General features: G+C 54.1%; 20 protein-coding genes and 1 tRNA gene. 15 read left to right on the forward strand and 6 right to left on the reverse strand.

Annotated elements, in window-relative coordinates:
• Positions 1–5: 5 nt before the first annotated feature.
• A complete protein-coding gene (locus tag J3362_RS14880) occupies positions 6–1,664 on the reverse strand; it encodes a putative bifunctional diguanylate cyclase/phosphodiesterase (RefSeq protein WP_349520698.1) in 1,659 nt (552 codons plus the stop codon).
• Between the two features lie 5 nt (positions 1,665–1,669).
• Positions 1,670–2,956, reverse strand: coding sequence for a GGDEF domain-containing protein (locus J3362_RS14885; RefSeq protein WP_349520699.1), 1,287 nt, complete (start codon positions 2,954–2,956; stop codon positions 1,670–1,672).
• Positions 2,957–3,632: 676 nt separating this feature from the next.
• On the opposite strand from J3362_RS14885, the gene J3362_RS14890 reads away from it, so the two are divergent.
• From J3362_RS14890 to J3362_RS14905, 4 genes are all read left to right on the forward strand, one after another.
• On the forward strand, positions 3,633–4,628 hold the full coding sequence (locus tag J3362_RS14890) for a hypothetical protein (RefSeq protein ID WP_349520700.1): 996 nt from the start codon (positions 3,633–3,635) through the stop codon (positions 4,626–4,628).
• 51 nt (positions 4,629–4,679) lie between these two features.
• Entirely contained in the window at positions 4,680–5,237 is a 558-nt protein-coding gene (locus tag J3362_RS14895; protein WP_349520701.1) for a hypothetical protein, read from the forward strand.
• 135 nt (positions 5,238–5,372) lie between these two features.
• Positions 5,373–6,041 carry a hypothetical protein gene (locus tag J3362_RS14900; RefSeq protein ID WP_349520702.1) on the forward strand — a complete coding sequence of 223 codons (669 nt, stop codon included), beginning with the start codon at positions 5,373–5,375 and terminating at the stop codon, positions 6,039–6,041.
• Between the two features lie 92 nt (positions 6,042–6,133).
• On the forward strand, positions 6,134–6,664 hold the full coding sequence (locus J3362_RS14905; RefSeq protein WP_349520703.1) for a hypothetical protein: 531 nt from the start codon (positions 6,134–6,136) through the stop codon (positions 6,662–6,664).
• A gap of 132 nt (positions 6,665–6,796) precedes the next feature.
• Here J3362_RS14905 and J3362_RS14910 read toward each other — a convergent pair whose 3' ends face one another.
• The 4 genes from J3362_RS14910 to J3362_RS14925 form a co-directional block, all read right to left on the reverse strand.
• Positions 6,797–7,129 (reverse strand): hypothetical protein, encoded by a 333-nt coding sequence (locus tag J3362_RS14910; protein WP_349520704.1) that lies wholly within the window; start codon positions 7,127–7,129, stop codon positions 6,797–6,799.
• Positions 7,116–8,267, reverse strand: a complete 1,152-nt coding sequence (gene zapE, locus J3362_RS14915) for a cell division protein ZapE (RefSeq protein WP_349520705.1) — start codon at positions 8,265–8,267, stop codon at positions 7,116–7,118. Before zapE ends, J3362_RS14910 begins: the two co-directional genes overlap by 14 nt.
• Positions 8,268–8,678: 411 nt before the next feature.
• Positions 8,679–8,755 (reverse strand) — tRNA-Arg (locus J3362_RS14920).
• A 90-nt stretch (positions 8,756–8,845) separates the two neighbouring features.
• On the reverse strand, positions 8,846–9,391 hold the full coding sequence (locus J3362_RS14925) for a YaeQ family protein (protein WP_349520707.1): 546 nt from the start codon (positions 9,389–9,391) through the stop codon (positions 8,846–8,848).
• A 75-nt stretch (positions 9,392–9,466) separates the two neighbouring features.
• Between J3362_RS14925 and J3362_RS14930 the strand changes: the two genes are divergently transcribed.
• The 11 genes from J3362_RS14930 to bfr all read left to right on the forward strand — a co-directional run bounded on the left by J3362_RS14930 (position 9,467) and on the right by bfr (position 19,472).
• Positions 9,467–9,826, forward strand: a complete 360-nt coding sequence (locus J3362_RS14930; RefSeq protein ID WP_008169943.1) for a CidA/LrgA family protein — start codon at positions 9,467–9,469, stop codon at positions 9,824–9,826.
• Complete coding sequence (locus J3362_RS14935; protein ID WP_349520708.1) at positions 9,816–10,538, forward strand: LrgB family protein; 723 nt, start codon at positions 9,816–9,818, stop codon at positions 10,536–10,538. The genes J3362_RS14930 and J3362_RS14935 overlap by 11 nt, the downstream gene beginning before the upstream one ends.
• A gap of 156 nt (positions 10,539–10,694) precedes the next feature.
• Positions 10,695–12,257 carry an ABC transporter substrate-binding protein gene (locus tag J3362_RS14940; RefSeq protein WP_349520709.1) on the forward strand — a complete coding sequence of 521 codons (1,563 nt, stop codon included), beginning with the start codon at positions 10,695–10,697 and terminating at the stop codon, positions 12,255–12,257.
• Between the two features lie 77 nt (positions 12,258–12,334).
• Positions 12,335–13,384 carry an ABC transporter permease gene (locus J3362_RS14945; RefSeq protein WP_349520710.1) on the forward strand — a complete coding sequence of 350 codons (1,050 nt, stop codon included), beginning with the start codon at positions 12,335–12,337 and terminating at the stop codon, positions 13,382–13,384.
• Positions 13,381–14,313 carry an ABC transporter permease gene (locus J3362_RS14950; RefSeq protein WP_014575818.1) on the forward strand — a complete coding sequence of 311 codons (933 nt, stop codon included), beginning with the start codon at positions 13,381–13,383 and terminating at the stop codon, positions 14,311–14,313. The genes J3362_RS14945 and J3362_RS14950 overlap by 4 nt, the downstream gene beginning before the upstream one ends.
• A gap of 4 nt (positions 14,314–14,317) precedes the next feature.
• Positions 14,318–15,316, forward strand: coding sequence for an ABC transporter ATP-binding protein (locus tag J3362_RS14955; protein WP_014575819.1), 999 nt, complete (start codon positions 14,318–14,320; stop codon positions 15,314–15,316).
• Entirely contained in the window at positions 15,313–16,323 is a 1,011-nt protein-coding gene (locus J3362_RS14960; RefSeq protein WP_062782921.1) for an ABC transporter ATP-binding protein, read from the forward strand. Before J3362_RS14955 ends, J3362_RS14960 begins: the two co-directional genes overlap by 4 nt.
• 75 nt (positions 16,324–16,398) lie before the next feature.
• Positions 16,399–17,313 (forward strand): LysR family transcriptional regulator, encoded by a 915-nt coding sequence (locus J3362_RS14965; protein ID WP_349520712.1) that lies wholly within the window; start codon positions 16,399–16,401, stop codon positions 17,311–17,313.
• Positions 17,306–18,592: a Xaa-Pro dipeptidase gene (gene pepQ / locus J3362_RS14970; protein ID WP_349520713.1), complete on the forward strand. Its 1,287-nt coding sequence runs from the start codon at positions 17,306–17,308 to the stop codon at positions 18,590–18,592. The genes J3362_RS14965 and pepQ overlap by 8 nt, the downstream gene beginning before the upstream one ends.
• A 107-nt stretch (positions 18,593–18,699) precedes the next feature.
• On the forward strand, positions 18,700–18,906 hold the full coding sequence (locus J3362_RS14975) for a bacterioferritin-associated ferredoxin (protein WP_012139146.1): 207 nt from the start codon (positions 18,700–18,702) through the stop codon (positions 18,904–18,906).
• Between the two features lie 89 nt (positions 18,907–18,995).
• A complete protein-coding gene (bfr, locus tag J3362_RS14980; RefSeq protein WP_349520715.1) occupies positions 18,996–19,472 on the forward strand; it encodes a bacterioferritin in 477 nt (158 codons plus the stop codon).
• Positions 19,473–19,479: the final 7 nt, after the last annotated feature.

Raw genomic sequence — 19,479 nt, forward strand, 5'->3', positions numbered from 1 at the left:
GTCGCTTAAAGAAAGTGGTCGATTTTTAGTGGCTTGGAGAAAAGATAGCCCTGGCCGATTGTGACACCCTCCTCAAGGAGGATTGCTGCCTGGTTTGCGTATTCAACGCCTTCAGCGATCACATCGAAACCGAATTGCTTTCCGAGGGATACAACAGAGCGAATGATGGCAAGATCATCATGATTGGACTGGTTCAGATTCATGACAAATTCCCTGTCTATTTTCACAACTGACGCTCCCAGGCTCCTGATATAAGAGAGACTGGAGTAGCCGGTGCCAAAGTCATCAAGAATAACGTCGAAGCCAGCTTTTCGAAGAGCAGCCAAGTTCCTCGACGCCGACTGATATCCGTCGATTGAGAGATTTTCCACAACTTCGATGCTGACTTTTCCCTTCACATCACAGATGGCGGTCGCGGTATCAATAAATTCCTGAATGAAATGCGTATCCAGCAAAGAAAAAGGTGACAGGTTGAGCGAAACCTTAATGTCGCCATACCGCTCCCAGATATCCGGCAGGTCATTGCAAATTTGTTCCAAAAGATTGAGCGTGAGCGCATTGATGTAGCCCGAGTTCTCACACAAGGGGATAAAGCGCCCGGGCGAGACAATGCCGTGTTTCGGGTGTTCCCAACGTGCCAAGGCTTCGAACCCGACGACATCCCGGGTCTCAAGATTTAGCTGGGGCTGATAGGCAATGTAAAACTCTTCCTGTTGAAGTGCCGTCGGTATATGTCCGGCCAGGAGCTGATCAGCCTGCGCACGCTTCAAGTCGGTATCGGTGAACTCAACGACGCGATTTCGACCTTCGTCCTGCGACTGAGCCAAAGCAAAACTGCAAAAGCGCGTGCTTTCGTCAATCAGAGAGTAGGGCAGCCTGCTAATGAAGCCGCCGTTGAAGGTAAGCTGGAACATCTGCCCATCAATCCTGACCGGTCTCAGAGTGCTTTCGCAAAGAGTTTCCAACGTCTTGTTGAAGTTGTCTTCACCGTCTTTCGTTGAGGGTACAATGACGATGAATTCCCCCTCTCCAGCACGCGCGAGAATCGCCTCGTCGCAAAGCTGCGCTTGCAACCGGTCCCGAATTTCGAGAATGGCCGTGTCGGCCGCACTGTTACCCATAAAGCCGCGCAGGTTTACCAAGCCGTTGATGCTGATCGTACCCAAGGAAATGGAAGCCCGCCTTTCAGGCTTATTCATGGCTCTCATTTTTATGAGCTCCACCGCCATGGCGGGTGTCGGTAATTGAGTCAGGTCATCGTATGGAAAGTGAAACGGAACGTTCCTGTTATTGCGGTCCAAATCTTTAATATCATTCTGGATACCCAGGTAATGAGTCACAGATCCTTTTCCGTTGCGAATCGGTGTCAGGTAGAGGTCGTTCCAGAATGCCCCACCGTCTTTCCTGTAATTCTTTATGACGATGCGATGGGTTTTGCTTTGCGCAATCGCAGACTTGATGGAACCGATAACGGTCTGACTGGTTTCTTCTCCCTGAAGAAAGCGACAGTTCTTGCCCATGATTTCCGGCCGCTCGTACCCGGTGAGGGAACAAAAAGCATCATTGCAGTAGATGATGGGGAAATCCTCTACGCAGCTGCTTATTACAATTCCGCTGTTCGAAGAATCAAAGCATTGAAGTGCAATGTCAGAAATCGATTCCATGCAAGTTACCCGTCAGTTTTGATGCCGTTTCTTCCTTCAGACTTTGCTTCATAAAGGAGCTGGTCTGCGTGTTTGAGGACTTTATTTGCGCTGCTTTGAACAGCGGAAAATTCAGAGATGCCCGCACTGAAAGTTAGTGCAACGTCTATGCCATCGATTGTCTGGAGTTTCGACCTGGTCTTCCTGAGTATTTTCTTTCCGACTTCCAGGGCAGATTGAACTCCGGTGTTCGGTAGAATCATCAGAAATTCTTCGCCGCCCATTCGACCGAAGGTATCGACCTTTCTGACATTCTTGCTCACCAAGTCTGAGAACTGGCGTAGCACAAGGTCACCGAAATCATGGCCATGCTCGTCGTTAATCGCCTTAAAGTTGTCAATGTCGATCAGAATCACGCTCGAACGTTCCTGGTAGCGGTCGAAGCGTTCAGACTGGTCGCGCAGGAACTCGCTGAGATATCGGCGATTAAAAACCCCGGTCAGGTAGTCCTTGCTTGCTACTTCTTTTAGCTCAAGCTCAAGGTTTTTTCTATCGTCTATAGCAATCGTGATGCCATTCCATGTCACGCTTCCGTTTGGTTGCAGTTTTGGAATGGCAGCCCCCTCAAACCACCGAGTTTTGCCTTTGACCGTTGTTCGGTATTCAGCTTTCCAGTGAGTCATCGTGCGCTTCGATTCGGCCAAACTCTCGCGAACAAAAGGCAGATCTTCGGGCTCGATAATATCGAACGCCAAGTCCGGGTTGGCCAGGAATTCCCTGTTTTCAATTCCGAAAAACTCTTTGGTTTTTATGCTGATATAAGAAAAGTAATGACTTGAATCCGGATACACTGTGTAAGAGAAAACGATGCCAGGTAATGAATCGGCGAAGTTTTCGAAAAACAGTTCTTTGGTTAGCCTGTCAGTCACATCTTTGAACGTTGCATAGCGACACGAAATTCCCTCCTTCGCGGAACTCTCGCAGACGGTTGTCTCCAACCACAGGATTTGTTCATCGCTCCCTATCAGCCGGCACAAAAACGTACCGTGATCATGAGCCATCGGTGACCTTTTCGGATCCAGCTTTTCGAGAAGCCTGGCGATGTCCGGTGGGGTCATCAATTCCGAAAGGTTTACTTCAGTTCCCCTTTTGGAAGGCCCCAAAAGACCATTGAATGCCTCGTTTACAAGGACTTTTCCTGTTGTAGCGTCCCAACACATGGAGGCAACACTGTCAGTGAATTCGGACGGAAATTGACGATCAATTTCGAGCTTCGGCGCTGAGGGTCCCGGTGCCGGAGATCTACCGGCCACACTGTTTATCCATGTACGCGAGGTCCTTGTGTGTAGTGAAAAGTTGCACAGGCTACAGAAATAGGTACGTACGTCCTGTGGGTAGTTACCAGTATCGAGGTGCGACATTTTGTCGCAGAGGGTGGGTTCGTATTTTTATGAAGTCTCTAAGTGGTGTGCGAGATTCCACGCGGCTTCAATCAGTCAGAAACCATAGAGTCGTTTTATAGAGGGTTGTCGACCGCCCGGGTAGAGGGCTATTTCGATCAAAGGAGAGGTATGTTCATCCTCGGCATGGTGCTCGACTGCTGCCCTTGCGTATCTTCAGAGGTATGGATTTGAGGAGGTGCAATCATGCGATCGGGTCGCAAGATGTCCGTCAACGTGCTGCCATTCAGAAGCCTTTCTCCGGGTACCGGTCTGAGCACGCTTCTTTCGCTTTTAAACAAAAGCGAACATTCGAGCCAGGGCTTTCCGCCAGGGCCCCCAATCCAACCACAGCCATTTGATCCAGTATGATTGGCGGAGCAAATTGCAGACGCTGAACGATTACATGGCAGAGATGGCTTTGCTCGGCTAGGCTATTGTTTTATCGACTTATGTTCAGCGTGGTTGGTAGCTCGCAGTCAGTAATAATGACGCAGTTCAATTTCTGGAACGATCAAGCTCGCTGCCTAATTGCTGTTAGATTTTTATTATGAGTGACCTATTTAGACAGGCTGTTGTTTTAACAAGACTCCCCGTAAAGGGTTGGTATCGTTATCGAGATCTCTTTCAAATTTTGCCGCCGAAAGATGACTTTACGAAACCGAAGACGATGGTGGGTCATCATCCCCTAATATTTCAGTGGAAATATCAAACACCTCAGAGCGTCGAAAAGGAACCAGGCCAACCTGAAATGCCTCAATGGGTGCATGAAAATGATGCCTCTGGCGCGAAAGCTAGGGAAATCTTCTTGGTTCTAGGGGTGTTTCTTAATTCCCGGCTCTTCGAATACCAAGGCAAGCAAAGCTGGTTTTTACCTCTTGACGAATCTCATCGCGGATCAAAGGAGCCGCTGTGGGGCCAAGAGTTTTATACTGTCAAAGACTTTTCCAGTTCAATTGATGATCTGTCCGACGTAGATGATATTGAAGAGATAGAGAAAGTCGAAAGCAATGCTTATTTTAATAGGTACGCAGAAAATTTTGATGCAGTTTTTGACATTCCTGAAAACCTCGATTTTCTGCTCGATGTATATTTTGAACTGAATGCGAATCAGAGAAAGCGCTTCCTCTCGGCTTGTGCACTGTTTGAAAAAGGTTCTGAATTGTGGGGCTCGCACCCAAGCCTATCATTTATCGCTTTCGTTTCGAGTTTGGAAACCTTGATTAATCTCGAACATGAAGACGAGGAAGTTGAGAAATGTGGGAAGTGTGGCCAAGATCGATATAGGGTGACTAAAAAGTTTCGTGATTTTTTTGCCAAATATGGGTCTGATAGTCCGGAATTCAGGAAGTACGCAATGAAAATATACAAATATAGATCAAAGGTTGTTCACACTGGAGAGCTTTTCGTTGGAGAAGTAATCCCTGAAAAGTTTGGTAGTAATGACCGAATATTCGATGACGACTTCCGCCGAAGTGTAACGCGAACGGTACGGATATGTATCGCAAATTGGATGTTCGGCCATGGCTCAAAATCTAACCAGTAAATGCAGGCGACGCCTACGGCGCACCTGATTTAGGCGTTAAATGGGTGAGGAATGTCTGAGTTAAAACCTGAAGAGGAAAATGGTAGACCCCACCTCATCGATCCTGCGGGTCTTTTCGATGACATTTACACGTTGATGGCTATCTATCTGTCTAGCAGACAGTTTATCGAGATGGATATCGAAGACAATGAAGACGCTGGGCCCCCATTTAGCGGGATTCGTTACTGGCACGAGCTGGCCCTAGGGATGGAACTGGAGAAGGTGCCTAAACTACTGATCTCAATCGCCGCAACATTGCGAATTAAGAATGACGATGGAGGTTGGCATAGCAATAATCGTAGGCCGGTCGGGCGTCTGTCTCCGGATCTCAGGGGAACCTCTCCGACTGACGACATCCCTCTTACGCTTCGAGAAGCTTGCAACAAAATCATCCATGCGACCAGGGTTCACTATGATGTAGAGGAAGTAGATCGCTTTGAAAGTATTGGTCGAAAGAGCGGTTACTTGAATCCATGGGTCTACCTCTACGGAACCAAGGGTAAAAAAGATTGGAAAGCCACGCTGAATGTAACAGCTTTCTGTAAATGCTCTCTTGAGACTACTTTCTGATGATCTCATTTAACCAGTAATTAAGTACTTTCCGGCCTGCGGCCTGCGGCCTGCACCGGACGCCCCTGTCGGGCAGCGGCTTATTTCAGCGTTATAAATCGGAATCCTATGGTTTAAACTTGGGATGGCTAACTAATGAGTGACTACCAAGACTTATGTGAAATGTACGGTCGAAGTCCGGGTGATCCGGAATTTATAGATGATTTGATCGATGAATTCTCCGAAGAAGAGTATGAGTGGTTCTCAGAGAATGAAGACAAAAACCATTTTGAATTATTGGCAGAACAACTAAGTAGTGTTGGCGAAATTCTCAGGCTAGACGTACCCCAGAGTGCACAGTTTAGCTTCCTAGTGATGATTCATGCACATGTCGTTTCTGCACTGGAAGGATATCTTGCTGGAGCCTTTATTCATAACGTATGCAATTCTGAGGAACTAACCAGAAAGCTTGTCGAGTCGGATCCCGAATTTGCAAATCGAAAGTTCACGCTTCGTGAAATTTATGAACAGAAAGACACTCTAAAACTAACTGTTTCAACATATCTTAGAGGCCTAATTTTTCACGACCTCAAAAAAGTCGTTCCTATGTATAGGGATGTACTAGGTCATCGATTTGAGGATCTCTCATGGCTATTTCATGCTGTTAAAAAGAGGCATGACTGCGTTCATCGAGCAGGTCTCGACAAAGATGGTAAGAAAATTGATTTGACGGTAGATTCCATTTTTGAACTACTGGAAAAAGCAATTGATCTAGCGACCGGAGTTGAGAGGTCTTTGGCTGGGTTGGAGCGAAAGGATAAATAACAAGGCCAGGTACGGCGACGTCTACTGCATTGCGGCTTCGCCTCCATTCCGTAGCCGCGCATGCTGGCTGGCATTAAAAATTGAGGGGTAGGATGTCTGAGGAAGTGCCTAGATGGCCAAGTTCATTGCCGATGCCAGCCAAAATGACTTTTGGGCCGAGGCGGGTGCATCTGCTTCCTGCCGACTTCGAAAATCATGGGGCAATTGCTGATCTTCTTCACGATCTGTACTGGTTTCCAGATGATCTTTATTACCTATTCTATTCAGACTTGCTGAAGTTAACTTCAAAGGCTTCGGCGGAACTTAAGGAATCAGGATTAGTTATCACTGAGACCGAATCATACTTCTACAAGCATCCCAAGCCTGGTTATGAGAGAGACTTCATTCAGGTTTTGCCAAGCGAAAGCTATCCAGAGTGGAGAAAAGAAGCCGCTGTAGGGCAAATGTTTTGGCGGGCGTCGCTTTCGTTAGAGGCTGCCGTGCGTAAAGAGATGGACTTTGATGAATCTGCGGCTAGAACCCGCGATGCAATTGCTGACTCGGAAGATGTTGTAGATTTTAAGCCTAATTTTTTCGGTGTTGGACTGAATTTGAACAGCCTCCGGCGGAGGGTTCTGGCCTAGTTTAAGTCCAAGTGATTTCTTACCATGCCAGTCACGGCGATGGTAACTACTTTGTGGCTACGCCGCCATTTCATAGCCGCGCGTCCTGAGAGGAGTTATCGCACCATCTGAATGTTCGCTTTGCGACCTTAGTCATTGCCGTCCCCATTCATTTCCTCCCATTTCAACCAACCGAGAAGCGGCTCGTCGAAAGGAAAAGGCGAGATCATTGGCAGACGATAATTGTGCCAGCGACACGCCAATTCGACCCGTCGCCGACCACTCATAATATTCTCCCTCTTTGGTGCGAATCATGGTGGTCGCAAAGGAACTTGAGTTTCCCCCCTTTTCATTGACAATCAATTCTTCATCTCCGTCGCTGCTTTCGACTTGCGCTTCAAAATCAACAAACAACTCGTCGAGCGGGACTTGTGCCGCCAGCACCAAGCGGGTGCGAGATTCATAACACGCGTCAATGAGGGTCACGAATCGTCGTGCTTCGTTGAGGTGATTGGCGTCCAGTTGGGGGGACGCGCTCCATGATGATGACCGGAAATCGGCGGCAGAGAGAAATATAATCGGCCGCCCCGAGCGGTTGGTAGCATAACTCGGAAAAGTCAAACCAGGCGCACCGGTCATTCAATCGGGTCACTTGGACGGTGCGACCAAAGAGGACGGGAATGATCTCGGCCTCAGTTCCGGATGCAGTGCTACCAAATATTTTTTCCAACTGCGCCTGCATGTTGTTTTTACTATTGTTATCAATATGAACTTTCTTGTTTGACCAAAAATAGGATTGACCATCAGCTCGATTTTCAAGTCGATAATCCTTGCTGGAATCCTCCATGGAAATAATGTCGAATGTGTGTTTTAACATGTCTATGAATGGCAAAAAGAGGGAGCGGTTAATGCCTCCCTCATACAAGGCATCGGGAGAGCGATTCGAGGTAGCCACTACCACCACATTCAAATCCAATAATAATGAAAACAGTCGTTTCAAAATCATGGCATCGGCAACGTCTGTCACTTGAAATTCATCGAAATAGAGGAGTCGGGCTTCTTGTGCCAATTGTTGCGCGATGATGGGAATCGCATCACCTCGTGGGTACTCCTGTTTGTAGGCAAAGATGCGATGATGGACGTCTAGCATGAATTCGTGAAAGTGGACGCGGCGTTTGGTTACGTTTATGTGTTTGTGGCTGTCATTAGTACAGCAAGAATTATCATCAGGAACAGAAACCGACGCGTAAAAGAGATCCATTAGAAAGCTCTTGCCGACCCCGACCGGTCCATGAATGTACATGCCTCGCGGTGGTGGACCAAAAGACCACAAATGGAACTTCTTTCGAAGAAAAGACTGAACGTGTGCCAAGGATCGCGCCAGTAACCGTAACAGTGGACTGCTGTTTTTAAAGCTGCCCTCTGTCGGTTCGTCGCTGCGTACTGATACTGGTGGGAGCGAGGTAAGAGACTCGTGCAGGGCATCGAATTTTGCCGCCAGAGCGACCTGCGCGTCATCTCGTCGCACCTCCCCCGCATCCACCATGCGTTTATACGCTGCTCTCACGGGGCCTGTCGGGAAGGACCGCCAAGCGACGCGATGTTGTGCTGTCATATTCTTCATCACAGTCTTCATCATGGAACTGATGAGTTTATTAACATGGTGGTTTGGTACGATAGATTTCTGTATGGGTATCAAATTAACCCTGACACACCTCCTCTATTCGGCAAGCCCCGGGTTCTGCCCTGTCGCTGCGAACATTCCTAAAAAAGAGGCTTAATACAGCGGGGGGAGAGTATTGCTCCAGCCGCTTGAATGTTCGCTTCGCGACCAAAGGTTTCGATAACAAGGCATTTGGGGCTCATAGATAACGCGGAGTGGCTGTGCCTTGGAGATGGTGAGGTGGAAACCGTGCAAGGGTTCTTTTACTGAGTGATATAGCAGCTGCCTAAAGTGACTGGGCACCAGCAAGGCACCATTTGGGCACAGGCAAATAAAAAAGGCCTGCGTTTTCACGCAAGCCTTTGAAAATAATGGCGCGCCCGATAGGATTCGAACCTATGACCTTTGCCTCCGGAGGGCAACGCTCTATCCAGCTGAGCTACGGGCGCTTCGAGCTCGACGATGGCTCGCCGATTTCGAGTGCGCAATCTTACGTGCGTAGCGGGTGTCTGTCCAGCCCCCGAGGGCAAGTCCTGCCCTCAGTTCTGGGGTAGTCGCTGCTCGGGGGTAATCGATACCAGATTGTTGTCATTACTGAAGGTGACCTCACCATCCTGGATGGTCACCTGGAAGCTCATGGACCGGTCCGCGAGCGCTGCCAGGGCCTCAGTGCTGTCGCCCTGCACTTGAACAATGGTGAGGTTGTCGAAACGTTCCAGCTTGCCGTGGTGTTTGTCCCACCAGACTGGGAATGCGCGATCGCCATAGGTATAGAGGATCACTTTCCCGGCGCGGTTGCAGGCCTTCCTTATTCGGTCTTCTTCTGGCAGGCCAAGCTCAATCCATAATTCAATTTCGCCGGTCAGGTCTTTCTGCCACAGCTCTGGCTCATCATCGGTGCTCAGGCCTTTGGTAAATTCGAGGGTGTCGCTGGCGTTCAGGGCAAAGGCAAGCAGCCGGATCATCACGCGCAGGTCCGTTTCCGACGGATGCTGGGCGATGGTCAATTGATGATCCGCGTAGTAGTGACGGTCCATGTCGGCGATGTTGAGCGTCGCCTTGAGAATGGTTGCTTTGAGCGCCATGGGCTTCCTGCATTGGTATCGGGATAGGGGTTTGGGCTAGTGTAATGCAATTCTTTCCCGGGTGAGTGTAAGCGCATGCCGATGTTGCGTGGTTTTCTGGTTCTGGTGCTGTTTTTTATTCTTGGCGAGTCTGTGCGCCTGCTTCTGGCGTTGCCGGTGAGTGGCGGCGTGCTGGGGATGGTGGTCATTACCTTCACGCTGATGCTTAAAGGCAACGTGAGTGATGATCTTGCTCGGGCCAGCCAGGGGCTGATATCGGTGCTGGTGCTCTTGATCATGCCGGGGGTGGTGGGTGTGTTTTTCACGGCGAACCAGTTCTCCGGGCAGTGGCTGGCGGTTGCGGCGGCATTGCTGGTGGGCACCTTTCTCAGTGTGCTGACGACGTTGTTGTTGATGAAGGCGGTGACGAAAAGAGGCGTTAGCGATGGTGAGTGAGCTCCTTGTGCGCTTCCAGGCCCTGCCGGAGTCGCTTGCCGCCACCCCGATTCTTGCGATCGGTTTGACCCTCGGTGCCTTCTTTGCCGGCAACTGGCTGTTTTCCCGCATTGGCCGGCCTATCTGGCTGCCGCCGGTTGTTTTGTCTGCGTGTCTTCTATCTGGCTTCATCGCATTGGCGGTGGATTACCAGGATTACCAACAGGGCGCGCGCTGGCTGACGGTGTTGCTGGGGCCTGCCACCGTCGCACTCGGCATTCCCTTGTACCAGCAGATGCACCATATCCGTGCCATGTGGCGCCCGATTGTGGTCACGCTGCCGATTGCCGCCACCATGGCGGCGGTTTACGCAGTGGTGATTGGCTGGGCGTTGGGCGCGACGCCGGAGGTTCTGGCCTCGCTGGCGCCCAAGTCGGTTACTGCGCCTATCGCCATCGGTATTACCGAGCAGTTGGGCGGTTCGGTGCCCCTGATGATGGGCGGGCTCCTGATCACCGGCGTGGTGGCAACCCTCTTCGTTGACCTGCTCGCGCGGCTTTTGCCTGTTGAAGACGAACGGATTCTGGGCTTTGCCCTGGGTCTGAATGGCCATGCCATCGGAACCGCGAGGGCGTTTGAAATCAGCCATAGCGCCGGCGCGTTTGCGTCTCTGGGAATGGGACTTACCGGTGTGTTTACTGCCCTGATCCTGCCTCTGGTTTTCCGGCTGTAAGTCTGCGCCAAATCAGGTCATTCACCTGGCGTATAGCCCCATGTCGCAATTTCGATTGCCCTAAGTGTTTTCCGAGACTAGCTTGTTGGCCAGGCATTCGGCGCCCTTCTGCGCCGATGTTCCGTGAAAATTCCTAAAACAGCGACGGAAAACGCGATGAAAAAACTGATTGCAGCATTTGTCGGTTCCATGGCCCTGGCGGCGGCGCCGGTAGCCCTGTCTGCCGAGGCGACCAAGGAACTGAAGATGGCGTACGACGCCGACCCCGTGACCCTCGACATTCATGAGCAGCTGTCTGGTGGCATTCTCCAGCTGTCCCATATGACCTTTGATCCGCTGTTGCGCTGGACCAAGGATCTTGGCTTCGAGCCGCGTCTGGCAGAGAGCTGGACCCGGGTTGATGAAAACACCATGCGCTTCAAACTCCGTGAGGGCGTGAAGTTCCATTCCGGCAACGAGCTGACGACCGCGGATGTGAAGTTCACCTTCGACCGCCTGAAGCAGAGCCAGGATTTCAAGGCCATCTTCAAGCCCTTCAGCGGCATCAACATCATTGATGATTACACCTTCGAGCTGGTCACCAGCGAGCCCTATCCGCTGCTGCTGAACACCGCCACTTATATCTTCCCGTTCGACAGCGAGTTCTACAGCGGCCAGACCGAAGACGGCAAAGACAAGAGCGCCATCCTCAAGCATGGCAACTCCTTCGCATCCGAGAATCTGTCGGGCACCGGTCCCTACACCGTGACCGAACGCAAGCAGGGTGTCCGCGTCGAGTTCGAGCGCTTTGACGACTACTGGGATACCGAGTCCCCGGGCAATGTTGGCAAGATCGTGCTGACTCCGATCAAAGAGAACAACACCCGTGTGTCTGCGCTGCTGTCCGGTGGCGTTGACTTCATCGCACCGGTCCCGCCCAATGATCTGGAGCGGATCCGCAACGACAAGAACGCCAACCTGGTCACCATGAGTGGCACCCGCATCATCCTGTTCCACATGAACCAGGAGCGAGTGGAAGCCTTCAAGAACCCGAAGGTTCGCCAGGCGATTGCCTATGCCATCAACCAGGAAGGCATTGCCGCCAAGATCATGAAAGGCTTCGCCACCCCTGCTGCCCAGATGTCGCCTGAAGGCTACCAGGGCTATAACGAGTCCCTGACACCGCGCTTCGATGTGGCCAAGGCCCAGGAGCTGATGAAGGAGGCCGGGTACGAGGACGGCTTCACCATCACCATGATGGCGCCGAACAACCGCTACGTGAACGACGACAAGATCGCTCAGGCAGTGGCTGCCATGCTGGCACGCATCAACATCAAGGTGGATCTGAAAACCCTGCCAAAGGCCCAGTACTGGCCGGAGTATGACAACCGCGCAGCCGACATGATGATGATCGGCTGGCACGCGGATACCGAGGACTCCGCCAACTTCTACGAGTTCCTGACCTTCTGCCCGGATGCGGACAGTGGCGCTGGCCAGTACAACGCCGGTAACTACTGCAACCCGGAAATCGACGCCCTGGTACAGAAGGCCAACGTCGAGACTGATCTGGACAAGCGTGCGGCCATGCTGCAGGAAGTGGAGCAGCGTCTGTACGACGATGCCGCCTTTGTTCCGCTGCACTGGCAGGACCTGGCCTGGGCCTCCAAGAAGAATGTGAACATTGAGCCGGTGCTCAATGTCATGAACTTCCCGTACCTGGGTGACCTGGTTGTTGAGTAACTGCCTTTGATGGCCGGCCGGCGCTGGAGTGATCCGGCGCCGGCCTTTTGTTTGCAAGCCTTATCCGGAAGCTTTCCATGTTAGCGTTTTTGGTTCAGCGGATTTCCCAGGCGTTTCTGGTCATGTTTGTGATCAGCGTGATTGCCTTTGCCATTCAGGATGGCCTCGGGGACCCGCTTCAGGAAATGGTGGGGATGTCCGTCTCCGAGGAGGAGCGGGAAGCCATTCGAGAGGAGCTTGGCCTGAACGACCCGATGGTGGTGCAGTACCTGCGGTTTGCAGGCAATGCGCTCCAGGGCGACCTGGGTAACTCCTATTTCTACAGCAAGCCGACCCTGGAAGTGATCGCCGAACACCTGCCGGCGACGCTGGAGCTGGTCATCGGTGCCAGTCTGATTATTGTGTTTCTCTCCGTGCCGATCGGTGTCTATGCCGCTATCCGGCCCCAGGCATGGTTATCCAAATTCTTTATGGGCGTCAGTACTGTGGGTATCTCCATCCCGGTGTTCCTGACGGCCATTATGTTGATTCAACTGTTCTCCATTGGCGTGACGGTTAACTGGTTCCCGTCGGATACCGGCTGGGGCCAGTGGCTGAACGATGTCTTCTCCACCGAGGGCGGGTTGCCTTCCTATGGGCGTGGCGATGAGCTCACGCACCTGTTCGGCACCTGGGAGTCCGGTTTTTTCACTGGAACCGGGCTGATGCATCTGGTCCTGCCGTCGGTGTCGCTGGCCTCGATCATGCTGCCTCTGTTCATCCGGCTGATCCGGGCCGAGATGATGGAAGTGCTGCAGAGCGACTATGTGCGTTACGCCCGGGCCAAGGGCCTCAGTGCTGGCCGCATCAACTTCCTGCATGCGCTAAAGAACACCATGCTGCCGGTGATCACTGTTGGCGGTGTGCAGATCGGCATTATGGTGGCGTACACCATTCTCACGGAAACCGTGTTCCAGTGGCCGGGCGTGGGCCTGATGTTCCTGGAGGCGATTACCCGCAGTGACATTCCGCTGATCGTGGCTTACCTGATGGTGGTGGGCCTGATTTTCGTGGTTACCAATACCCTGGTGGATCTGATCTACGGTCTGGTGAATCCCACCGTCAAACTGACAGGAAAGAAAGCATGACAACGGCAACGGTTTCCCGCTGGGACCGCTTCCGCGAGTCCTTCTTCTGGTACAGCTTCAAGCGCGACAAGGTGGCGATTGTCAGCTTTGCCGTGCTGCTGCTGATGGTGCTGGCGGCGGTGTTCGCGCCCCTGCTGGCGCCCGCCGATCCGTACGATCTGGCGCAGATCAACATTATGAATTCCGAGCTGCCTCCGGTGGGCATGAGCGGAGCTGATCCGGCATTCCCGCTGGGCACCGACGCTCAGGGCCGGGATCTGCTGTCCACCATTTTGTACGGCACCCGGGTGTCCCTGATGATCGGTTTCGGGGCGGTGGTCCTGCAGGCGTTTCTGGGCATTCTGTTCGGCCTGCTGGCTGGCTATCTGGGTGGCAAGGTGGATGCGGTGCTCATGCGCATTGCCGATGTGCAGCTGTCCTTCTCCACGCTGATGGTTGCCATCATCGTGGGCGCTGTCTTCAAGGCCAGCTTCGGTAACCTGATGTTCGGTGAGATCGCCATCTACATGCTGATCTTCATCATCGGGGTCGCCGAGTGGCCCCAGATTGCCCGGACCGTCCGCGCCTCGGTGCTGGCGGAGAAAAAGAAGGAATACGTCGACGCCGCCAAAGTGATGGGCTTCGGGACCCGTCGGATCATGTTCCGGCACATCCTGCCCAACACCCTGTCGCCGATCTTCGTTATCGCCACGGTCCAGATTGCCAACGCCATTATTTCCGAGGCGGCCCTGTCGTTTCTGGGGCTTGGTATGCCGGAGACCCAGCCGTCGCTGGGCTCGCTGATCAAATCCGGTTTTGACTACATCCAGAGCGGTTCCTGGTGGATCACCCTGATCCCGGGCCTGGTGCTGGTGGTGCTCGTGCTGGTCATCAACCTGTTGGGTGACTGGTTGCGGGATGTGATGAACCCACGGCTGTACAAGGGGTAACACCATGGCACTGTTGGAAGTAAAAGATCTTGATGTACGTTTTGCCGTGCGTGGTGGCGACCTGACAGCGCTGCGCGGCATCAGCTTCAGCCTGGACAAGGGCGAGCGTTTGGGTTTGGTGGGGGAGTCCGGTGCCGGCAAGTCGGTGGCCGCCTTTTCCATCCTGAACCTGATTGCCAAGCCGGGCTACATCGCCGGCGGACAGATCCTGTTCGAGGGCAGGGACCTGGCCGCCATGAGCGAGCGCGAGCTGCGCCGAATCCGTGGTAACCGTATCGCCATGATCTTCCAGGATCCGATGATGACCCTGAACCCGGTCCTCACCATCGGAACCCAGATGGTGGAGGCGATCCTTGCCCATCGGAAAATCAGTAAAAAAGAAGCCCGTGCCATTGCTCTGGACCGGCTGCAGAAGGTGCAGATTCCTTCTCCGGAGAAGCGTCTCGATCAATACCCCCATGAGCTGTCCGGGGGTATGCGCCAGCGGGTGATCATTGCCATCGCCCTGCTGCTGGACCCGGAAATCATCATCGCGGATGAGCCCACGACGGCTCTGGACGTCACTATTCAGGCGGAAATCATGGATCTGCTGCTGAACCTGTGCGAACAGGAGAACGTGGCGTTGATGCTGATTACCCACGATCTAGGCGTGGTTTCACAGGTGACCCAGCGAATGCTGGTCATGTACTCCGGCCGGATTATCGAGCAGGGGCCAACCCGGGAAATTATCAACGATGCCCAGCACCCCTACACCCAGGGGCTGATCAACGCGCTGCCCCAGATGGGCGAGCCCGGCGAGCGGCTGTTCCAGATTCCTGGCTCCATGCCATCGTTGAAGAACGTGCCCTCCGGCTGTCCGTTCCATCCCCGCTGCAACTTCGCCACCGAGCAGTGCAAGCAGGCAATGCCGGAGTATGTGCGCTCGGGCAATGTGAATGTGGCCTGTTACGAAGTTGCCAACCTGATTGAACAGGAGAAACGCATGCAGGAGGCCGAATCATGACCTCCCCTCTGGTAAGTATCCGCGGTCTCGAGAAACGCTTTGACCTGTCCGGCAGCCTGCTGGAGCAGATCACCTTTGAGGGGGGGCGTTTCCGCCGCAAACAGGAGGCAGTCCATGCCATCAATGGCGTGGACCTGGAAGTGCAGAAGGGCGAGGCCCTGTGCGTGGTGGGCGAATCCGGCTGTGGCAAGTCGACCGTGGCCCGAACTGTGATGGGGTTGCTGTCGCCCAGCGCCGGCGAGATTCACTACGACGGCCAGCGCATCGACAATCTGGAGCGCAAGGATTCACTGCCGTACCGGCGCAAGATGCAAATGATCTTCCAGAATCCCTATGCGTCCCTGAACCCTCGCATGACCATCCAGCAGACCCTGGAGGAGCCGATCCGGTTCCACCATCCGGACTGGTCCCCGGTGCAGGTGCGGGACAAGATCCATGAGGTGATGCACTCGGTGGGCATCGATCAGGACTGGGGCAACCGCTTCGGCCACGAATTCTCTGGTGGCCAGCGCCAGCGGATCGCTATTGCCCGGGCCCTGGCAGTCGATCCGGAGTTCATCGTGGCCGACGAGCCGATCTCGGCCCTGGATGTGTCGATTCAGGCCCAGGTACTGAACCTGCTGATGGACGCCCAGGAAAGCCGGGGCTTGACCTATTTGTTCATTACCCACGATCTGGCGGTGGTGGAGCATTTCGGCACCCGGGTCGCAGTAATGTACCTGGGGCGGGTTTGTGAGCTTGCGGATACCAAGACGCTGTTTTCCGCGCCCCGACATCCCTACACCCAGGCGCTGTTGTCTGCCATTCCGAAACTGGAGGACGACCGCCCCAACCACATCCGCCTGAAAGGAGAAGTGCCCACACCGGTGAACCTGCCGTCGGGCTGCGTATTCCATGGGCGGTGCCCCTATGCCAACGAGCGATGCCGGCAGGAAGTGCCTCAGCTGATCACTACCGATGGCGGAACTCAGGTTGCCTGTCACGCGGTGGAAGAGGGCAGGTTGTAACGGCGCCGCTGCGATAGGCTATGATGCCAGCAGCAGAACTCGCATCGATACAACGACATACCCTCAGGGGACTCCATGGAAGTACGCTGGTTGGAAGATTTTCTGGCGCTGGCCCGTACGCGCCATTTCTCACGTGCTGCCGAGTTGCAGCACGTGAGCCAGCCTACGTTCAGCCGCCGGATCAAATTATTGGAAGAAGCCATGGGCAGCACGCTGGTCAACCGCCAGACGCTGCCGCTCTCGCTGACGCCCGCTGGCGAGATATTCCGGGAGCTGTGCGAGCGGATCACCCGGGATGTCCGGGATACCCGTGATCGAATCAGCGCCCTTGAAGCCGAGGTGTCTGCCAGGATCAGTGTGGGTTCCACGCAGGGCCTGTTTTCGCACTTTTACCAGGGCTGGGCGAAAGACGCGGGCATTGCCGAGCGTTTGCAGCTCAATCTGAATGCCACCAGTTGGGTGGGGGAGCAGTTTCTGGAGGCGCTGGACAGTGGCGAGTGTGATCTGGTGCTGTGCTACTGGCATCCGGACCTGCCCTGGGGCGGCAGGCTGACTGCCGACACTTACGACTGGCTGGTGCTGGCTCGTGAATCCCTGGTTCCGGTGAGTGTTGCTGACGATCAGGGACATCCCCGGTTTGCCTTGCCGGGCAGCCCGGAACAGCCGGTACCGCTGATCGCTTATCACAGTCGTGGTTTCCTGCAATCGGCGATTGAAGGCCATCTAGCCCGCAGCAGATTGACGGCCAATCTGTTACCCCTGAACGAGAACACCCAGTCCGCCAGCATCAAGGCGCTGGTGAAGCAGGGTTTCGGCATGGGGTGGTTGCCCCGGCGCATGACAGAAAAAAGCGAACAGTTCGGCAGTCTGGTGCGAGCCGGTGACGAAGGCTGGGATGTCCCCCTGGAAATTCGCCTGATCCGTCTCCGTGACACCCGCTCGGACGATCTTTTAACGCTCTGGAAAACACTGGAAGATGGCCATGCCTGATGATGCGCTGTTGTCGCTGCAGACCGATCACCTGAAAGAACTGCAGGCCCGATACGAATCGGCCCTGGCAGGGCATGGCTACGACAGCCTGCTTATTGCTTCCGGCGCCGCGCCTTACCGTTATGGAGATGACCAGGCCTGGCATTTCCAGGGTTATGGTCCGTTTCTGCACTGGACCGGGCTGGCCGGTCGCGAACACTGCTGGCTCTGGATCCGGGCCGGGCACAAGCCCGTGCTCTGGCTGTTCGAACCGGTCGACTTCTGGCACGCCAATTCGCCACTGGCGGAAGAGCCCTGGCAGCAATTCATCGAGGTTCGCAGCAGTGCCTCACCCGAGGCCCCGTTGCTGGACGATCCGGAAAGCCTTGCGGTGATCGGGGATCCTGCCCTGATATCGAATATTCCGGGTGAGAAAAACCCGGAGGCTCTGTTGAGGGATCTGGACGAGACCCGCGTGTGCAAAACGCCCTACGAAATCGAGTGTCTCGCACAGGCGAACAGACTGGCTCTGGCAGGCCACGCGGCGGCCCGGGAGGCGTTCCTGGTCGGTGAGAGCGAGTTTGGCATCAACCTGGCCTACCAGCAGGCAACCGGTCAGCGGGAGGCGGAAGCGCCTTATCACAGCATTATCGGGCTGAACGAGCACGCCGGGACGTTGCACTACCAGTATTACGATACGCAGCCGCCGGGGCAGACCCGCAGCCTGCTGATCGATGCCGGGGTCCGTTTTCGGGGCTACTGCTCCGATATCACCCGTACCACGGCAGGTCCGGAAGAGTCGCACTTCGCAGCGCTGATCCACGGTCTCGACCGGCTTCAGGTCAGGCTCTGCGACATGGTCGCGCCCGGGGTGGACTACATCGACATCCATCGCAAGGCGCATCAGGGGCTTGCCGCCCTGCTGTCGGCCACCGGTCTGGTTACCGGCCTGGGTGACGAGGACATCGTCGAAAAGGGCATCACCCGTGTGTTCTTCCCCCATGGCATCGGTCACTTCCTGGGCGTCCAGGTTCACGACGTGGCTGGAAAGCCAACGCCGCCTCCGGACGACGCGCCGTTTCTTCGCCTCACCCGCCGGCTGGAGCCCGGTATGGTGGTAACCATCGAGCCGGGTCTCTATTTCATTCCGTCGCTGCTGGATCCACTGCTGGAAGGCGAGCTGGGGCAATATTTAAACCGGGAGCTTATTGGGCGGCTGAGAGGCTGCGGCGGTATTCGTATCGAGGACAACGTGGTGGTCACCGAGGCAGGTTCGCGGAATCTGACCCGGGGTTTGTGAGTCTCGCAACACAAAAGTTGCACAAATTTAAGCCAGAAGGCTTGCATTTCGATATGCCAATGACAATAATTATCACTAACTTTTATTGTCATTGGTGAGTCACTGCTATGTACGTTTGCCTTTGCCACGGCGTAACCGACCGGGAAATTCGCGAAGCTGCCGATAACGGCGTGTCATCCATGCGCCAGCTTGGCAAAGAGTTGGGGGTGGGCACCCAATGTGGACGCTGCGCCTGCACTGCCCGCGAAATCCTGCGCGAGAGCCGCACGCCCGATTACCTGGCCATGGCCAATATGCTCGCCCAGCCTGCCTGACCGGTACGATTGTCCGGTTCTATTTTTCTCCTGTCCGATAAGGGGCTATCCTAAGAGGCTGATTCATTCGGCCATCAGGGAGCCAGACCATGAAAGGCGATAAAAAGGTCATCCAGCACTTGAACAAGGTCCTCGGCAACGAGCTGACCGCGATCAACCAGTACTTTCTCCATTCCCGCATGTACAAGGATTGGGGCATTGCCAAGCTGGCAGCCAAGGAATACGAAGAATCCATCGACGAGATGAAGCATGCAGACCAGCTTATCGAGCGGATCCTGTTCCTCGAAGGCCTGCCCAATCTCCAGGATCTGAACAAATTGCTGATCGGTGAGAACGTCGAGGAAATGATCTCCTGCGATCTCAAACTGGAAGAAATTGCCCACACCGACCTGAAAGAAGCGATCCTCTATTGCGAGGAAGTGCAGGATTTCACCAGCCGTGAACTTTTCCGCAGCATTCTCGATAGCGAAGAAGAGCATATCGACTGGCTGGAAACCCAGCTGGAAATGATTTCCCAGATGGGCATCCAGAACTACATCCAGCTTCAGTCATCCGCCGCGGAGTAACTCCAGA

Origin of the sequence: Marinobacter sp. NFXS11, assembly GCF_040148675.1 — a bacterium.
Lineage (GTDB): Bacteria > Pseudomonadota > Gammaproteobacteria > Pseudomonadales > Oleiphilaceae > Marinobacter.

Bases quoted from the DNA above. Each gene is read 5' to 3' on its own strand.
- J3362_RS14960 (WP_062782921.1), top strand. From the start codon at position 15,313: ATGACCTCCCCTCTGGTAAGTATCCGCGGTCTCGAGAAACGCTTTGAC.
- J3362_RS14945 (WP_349520710.1), top strand. From the start codon at position 12,335: ATGTTAGCGTTTTTGGTTCAGCGGATTTCCCAGGCGTTTCTGGTCATG.
- J3362_RS14930 (WP_008169943.1), top strand. From the start codon at position 9,467: ATGCCGATGTTGCGTGGTTTTCTGGTTCTGGTGCTGTTTTTTATTCTT.
- J3362_RS14925 (WP_349520707.1), bottom strand. From the start codon at position 9,391: ATGGCGCTCAAAGCAACCATTCTCAAGGCGACGCTCAACATCGCCGAC.
- J3362_RS14965 (WP_349520712.1), top strand. From the start codon at position 16,399: ATGGAAGTACGCTGGTTGGAAGATTTTCTGGCGCTGGCCCGTACGCGC.
- J3362_RS14900 (WP_349520702.1), top strand. From the start codon at position 5,373: ATGAGTGACTACCAAGACTTATGTGAAATGTACGGTCGAAGTCCGGGT.
- J3362_RS14950 (WP_014575818.1), top strand. From the start codon at position 13,381: ATGACAACGGCAACGGTTTCCCGCTGGGACCGCTTCCGCGAGTCCTTC.
- J3362_RS14940 (WP_349520709.1), top strand. From the start codon at position 10,695: ATGAAAAAACTGATTGCAGCATTTGTCGGTTCCATGGCCCTGGCGGCG.
- J3362_RS14955 (WP_014575819.1), top strand. From the start codon at position 14,318: ATGGCACTGTTGGAAGTAAAAGATCTTGATGTACGTTTTGCCGTGCGT.
- zapE (WP_349520705.1), bottom strand. From the start codon at position 8,267: ATGAAGAATATGACAGCACAACATCGCGTCGCTTGGCGGTCCTTCCCG.
- J3362_RS14895 (WP_349520701.1), top strand. From the start codon at position 4,680: ATGTCTGAGTTAAAACCTGAAGAGGAAAATGGTAGACCCCACCTCATC.
- J3362_RS14975 (WP_012139146.1), top strand. From the start codon at position 18,700: ATGTACGTTTGCCTTTGCCACGGCGTAACCGACCGGGAAATTCGCGAA.
- pepQ (WP_349520713.1), top strand. From the start codon at position 17,306: ATGCCTGATGATGCGCTGTTGTCGCTGCAGACCGATCACCTGAAAGAA.
- bfr (WP_349520715.1), top strand. From the start codon at position 18,996: ATGAAAGGCGATAAAAAGGTCATCCAGCACTTGAACAAGGTCCTCGGC.
- J3362_RS14890 (WP_349520700.1), top strand. From the start codon at position 3,633: ATGAGTGACCTATTTAGACAGGCTGTTGTTTTAACAAGACTCCCCGTA.
- J3362_RS14880 (WP_349520698.1), bottom strand. From the start codon at position 1,664: ATGGAATCGATTTCTGACATTGCACTTCAATGCTTTGATTCTTCGAAC.
- J3362_RS14935 (WP_349520708.1), top strand. From the start codon at position 9,816: ATGGTGAGTGAGCTCCTTGTGCGCTTCCAGGCCCTGCCGGAGTCGCTT.
- J3362_RS14905 (WP_349520703.1), top strand. From the start codon at position 6,134: ATGTCTGAGGAAGTGCCTAGATGGCCAAGTTCATTGCCGATGCCAGCC.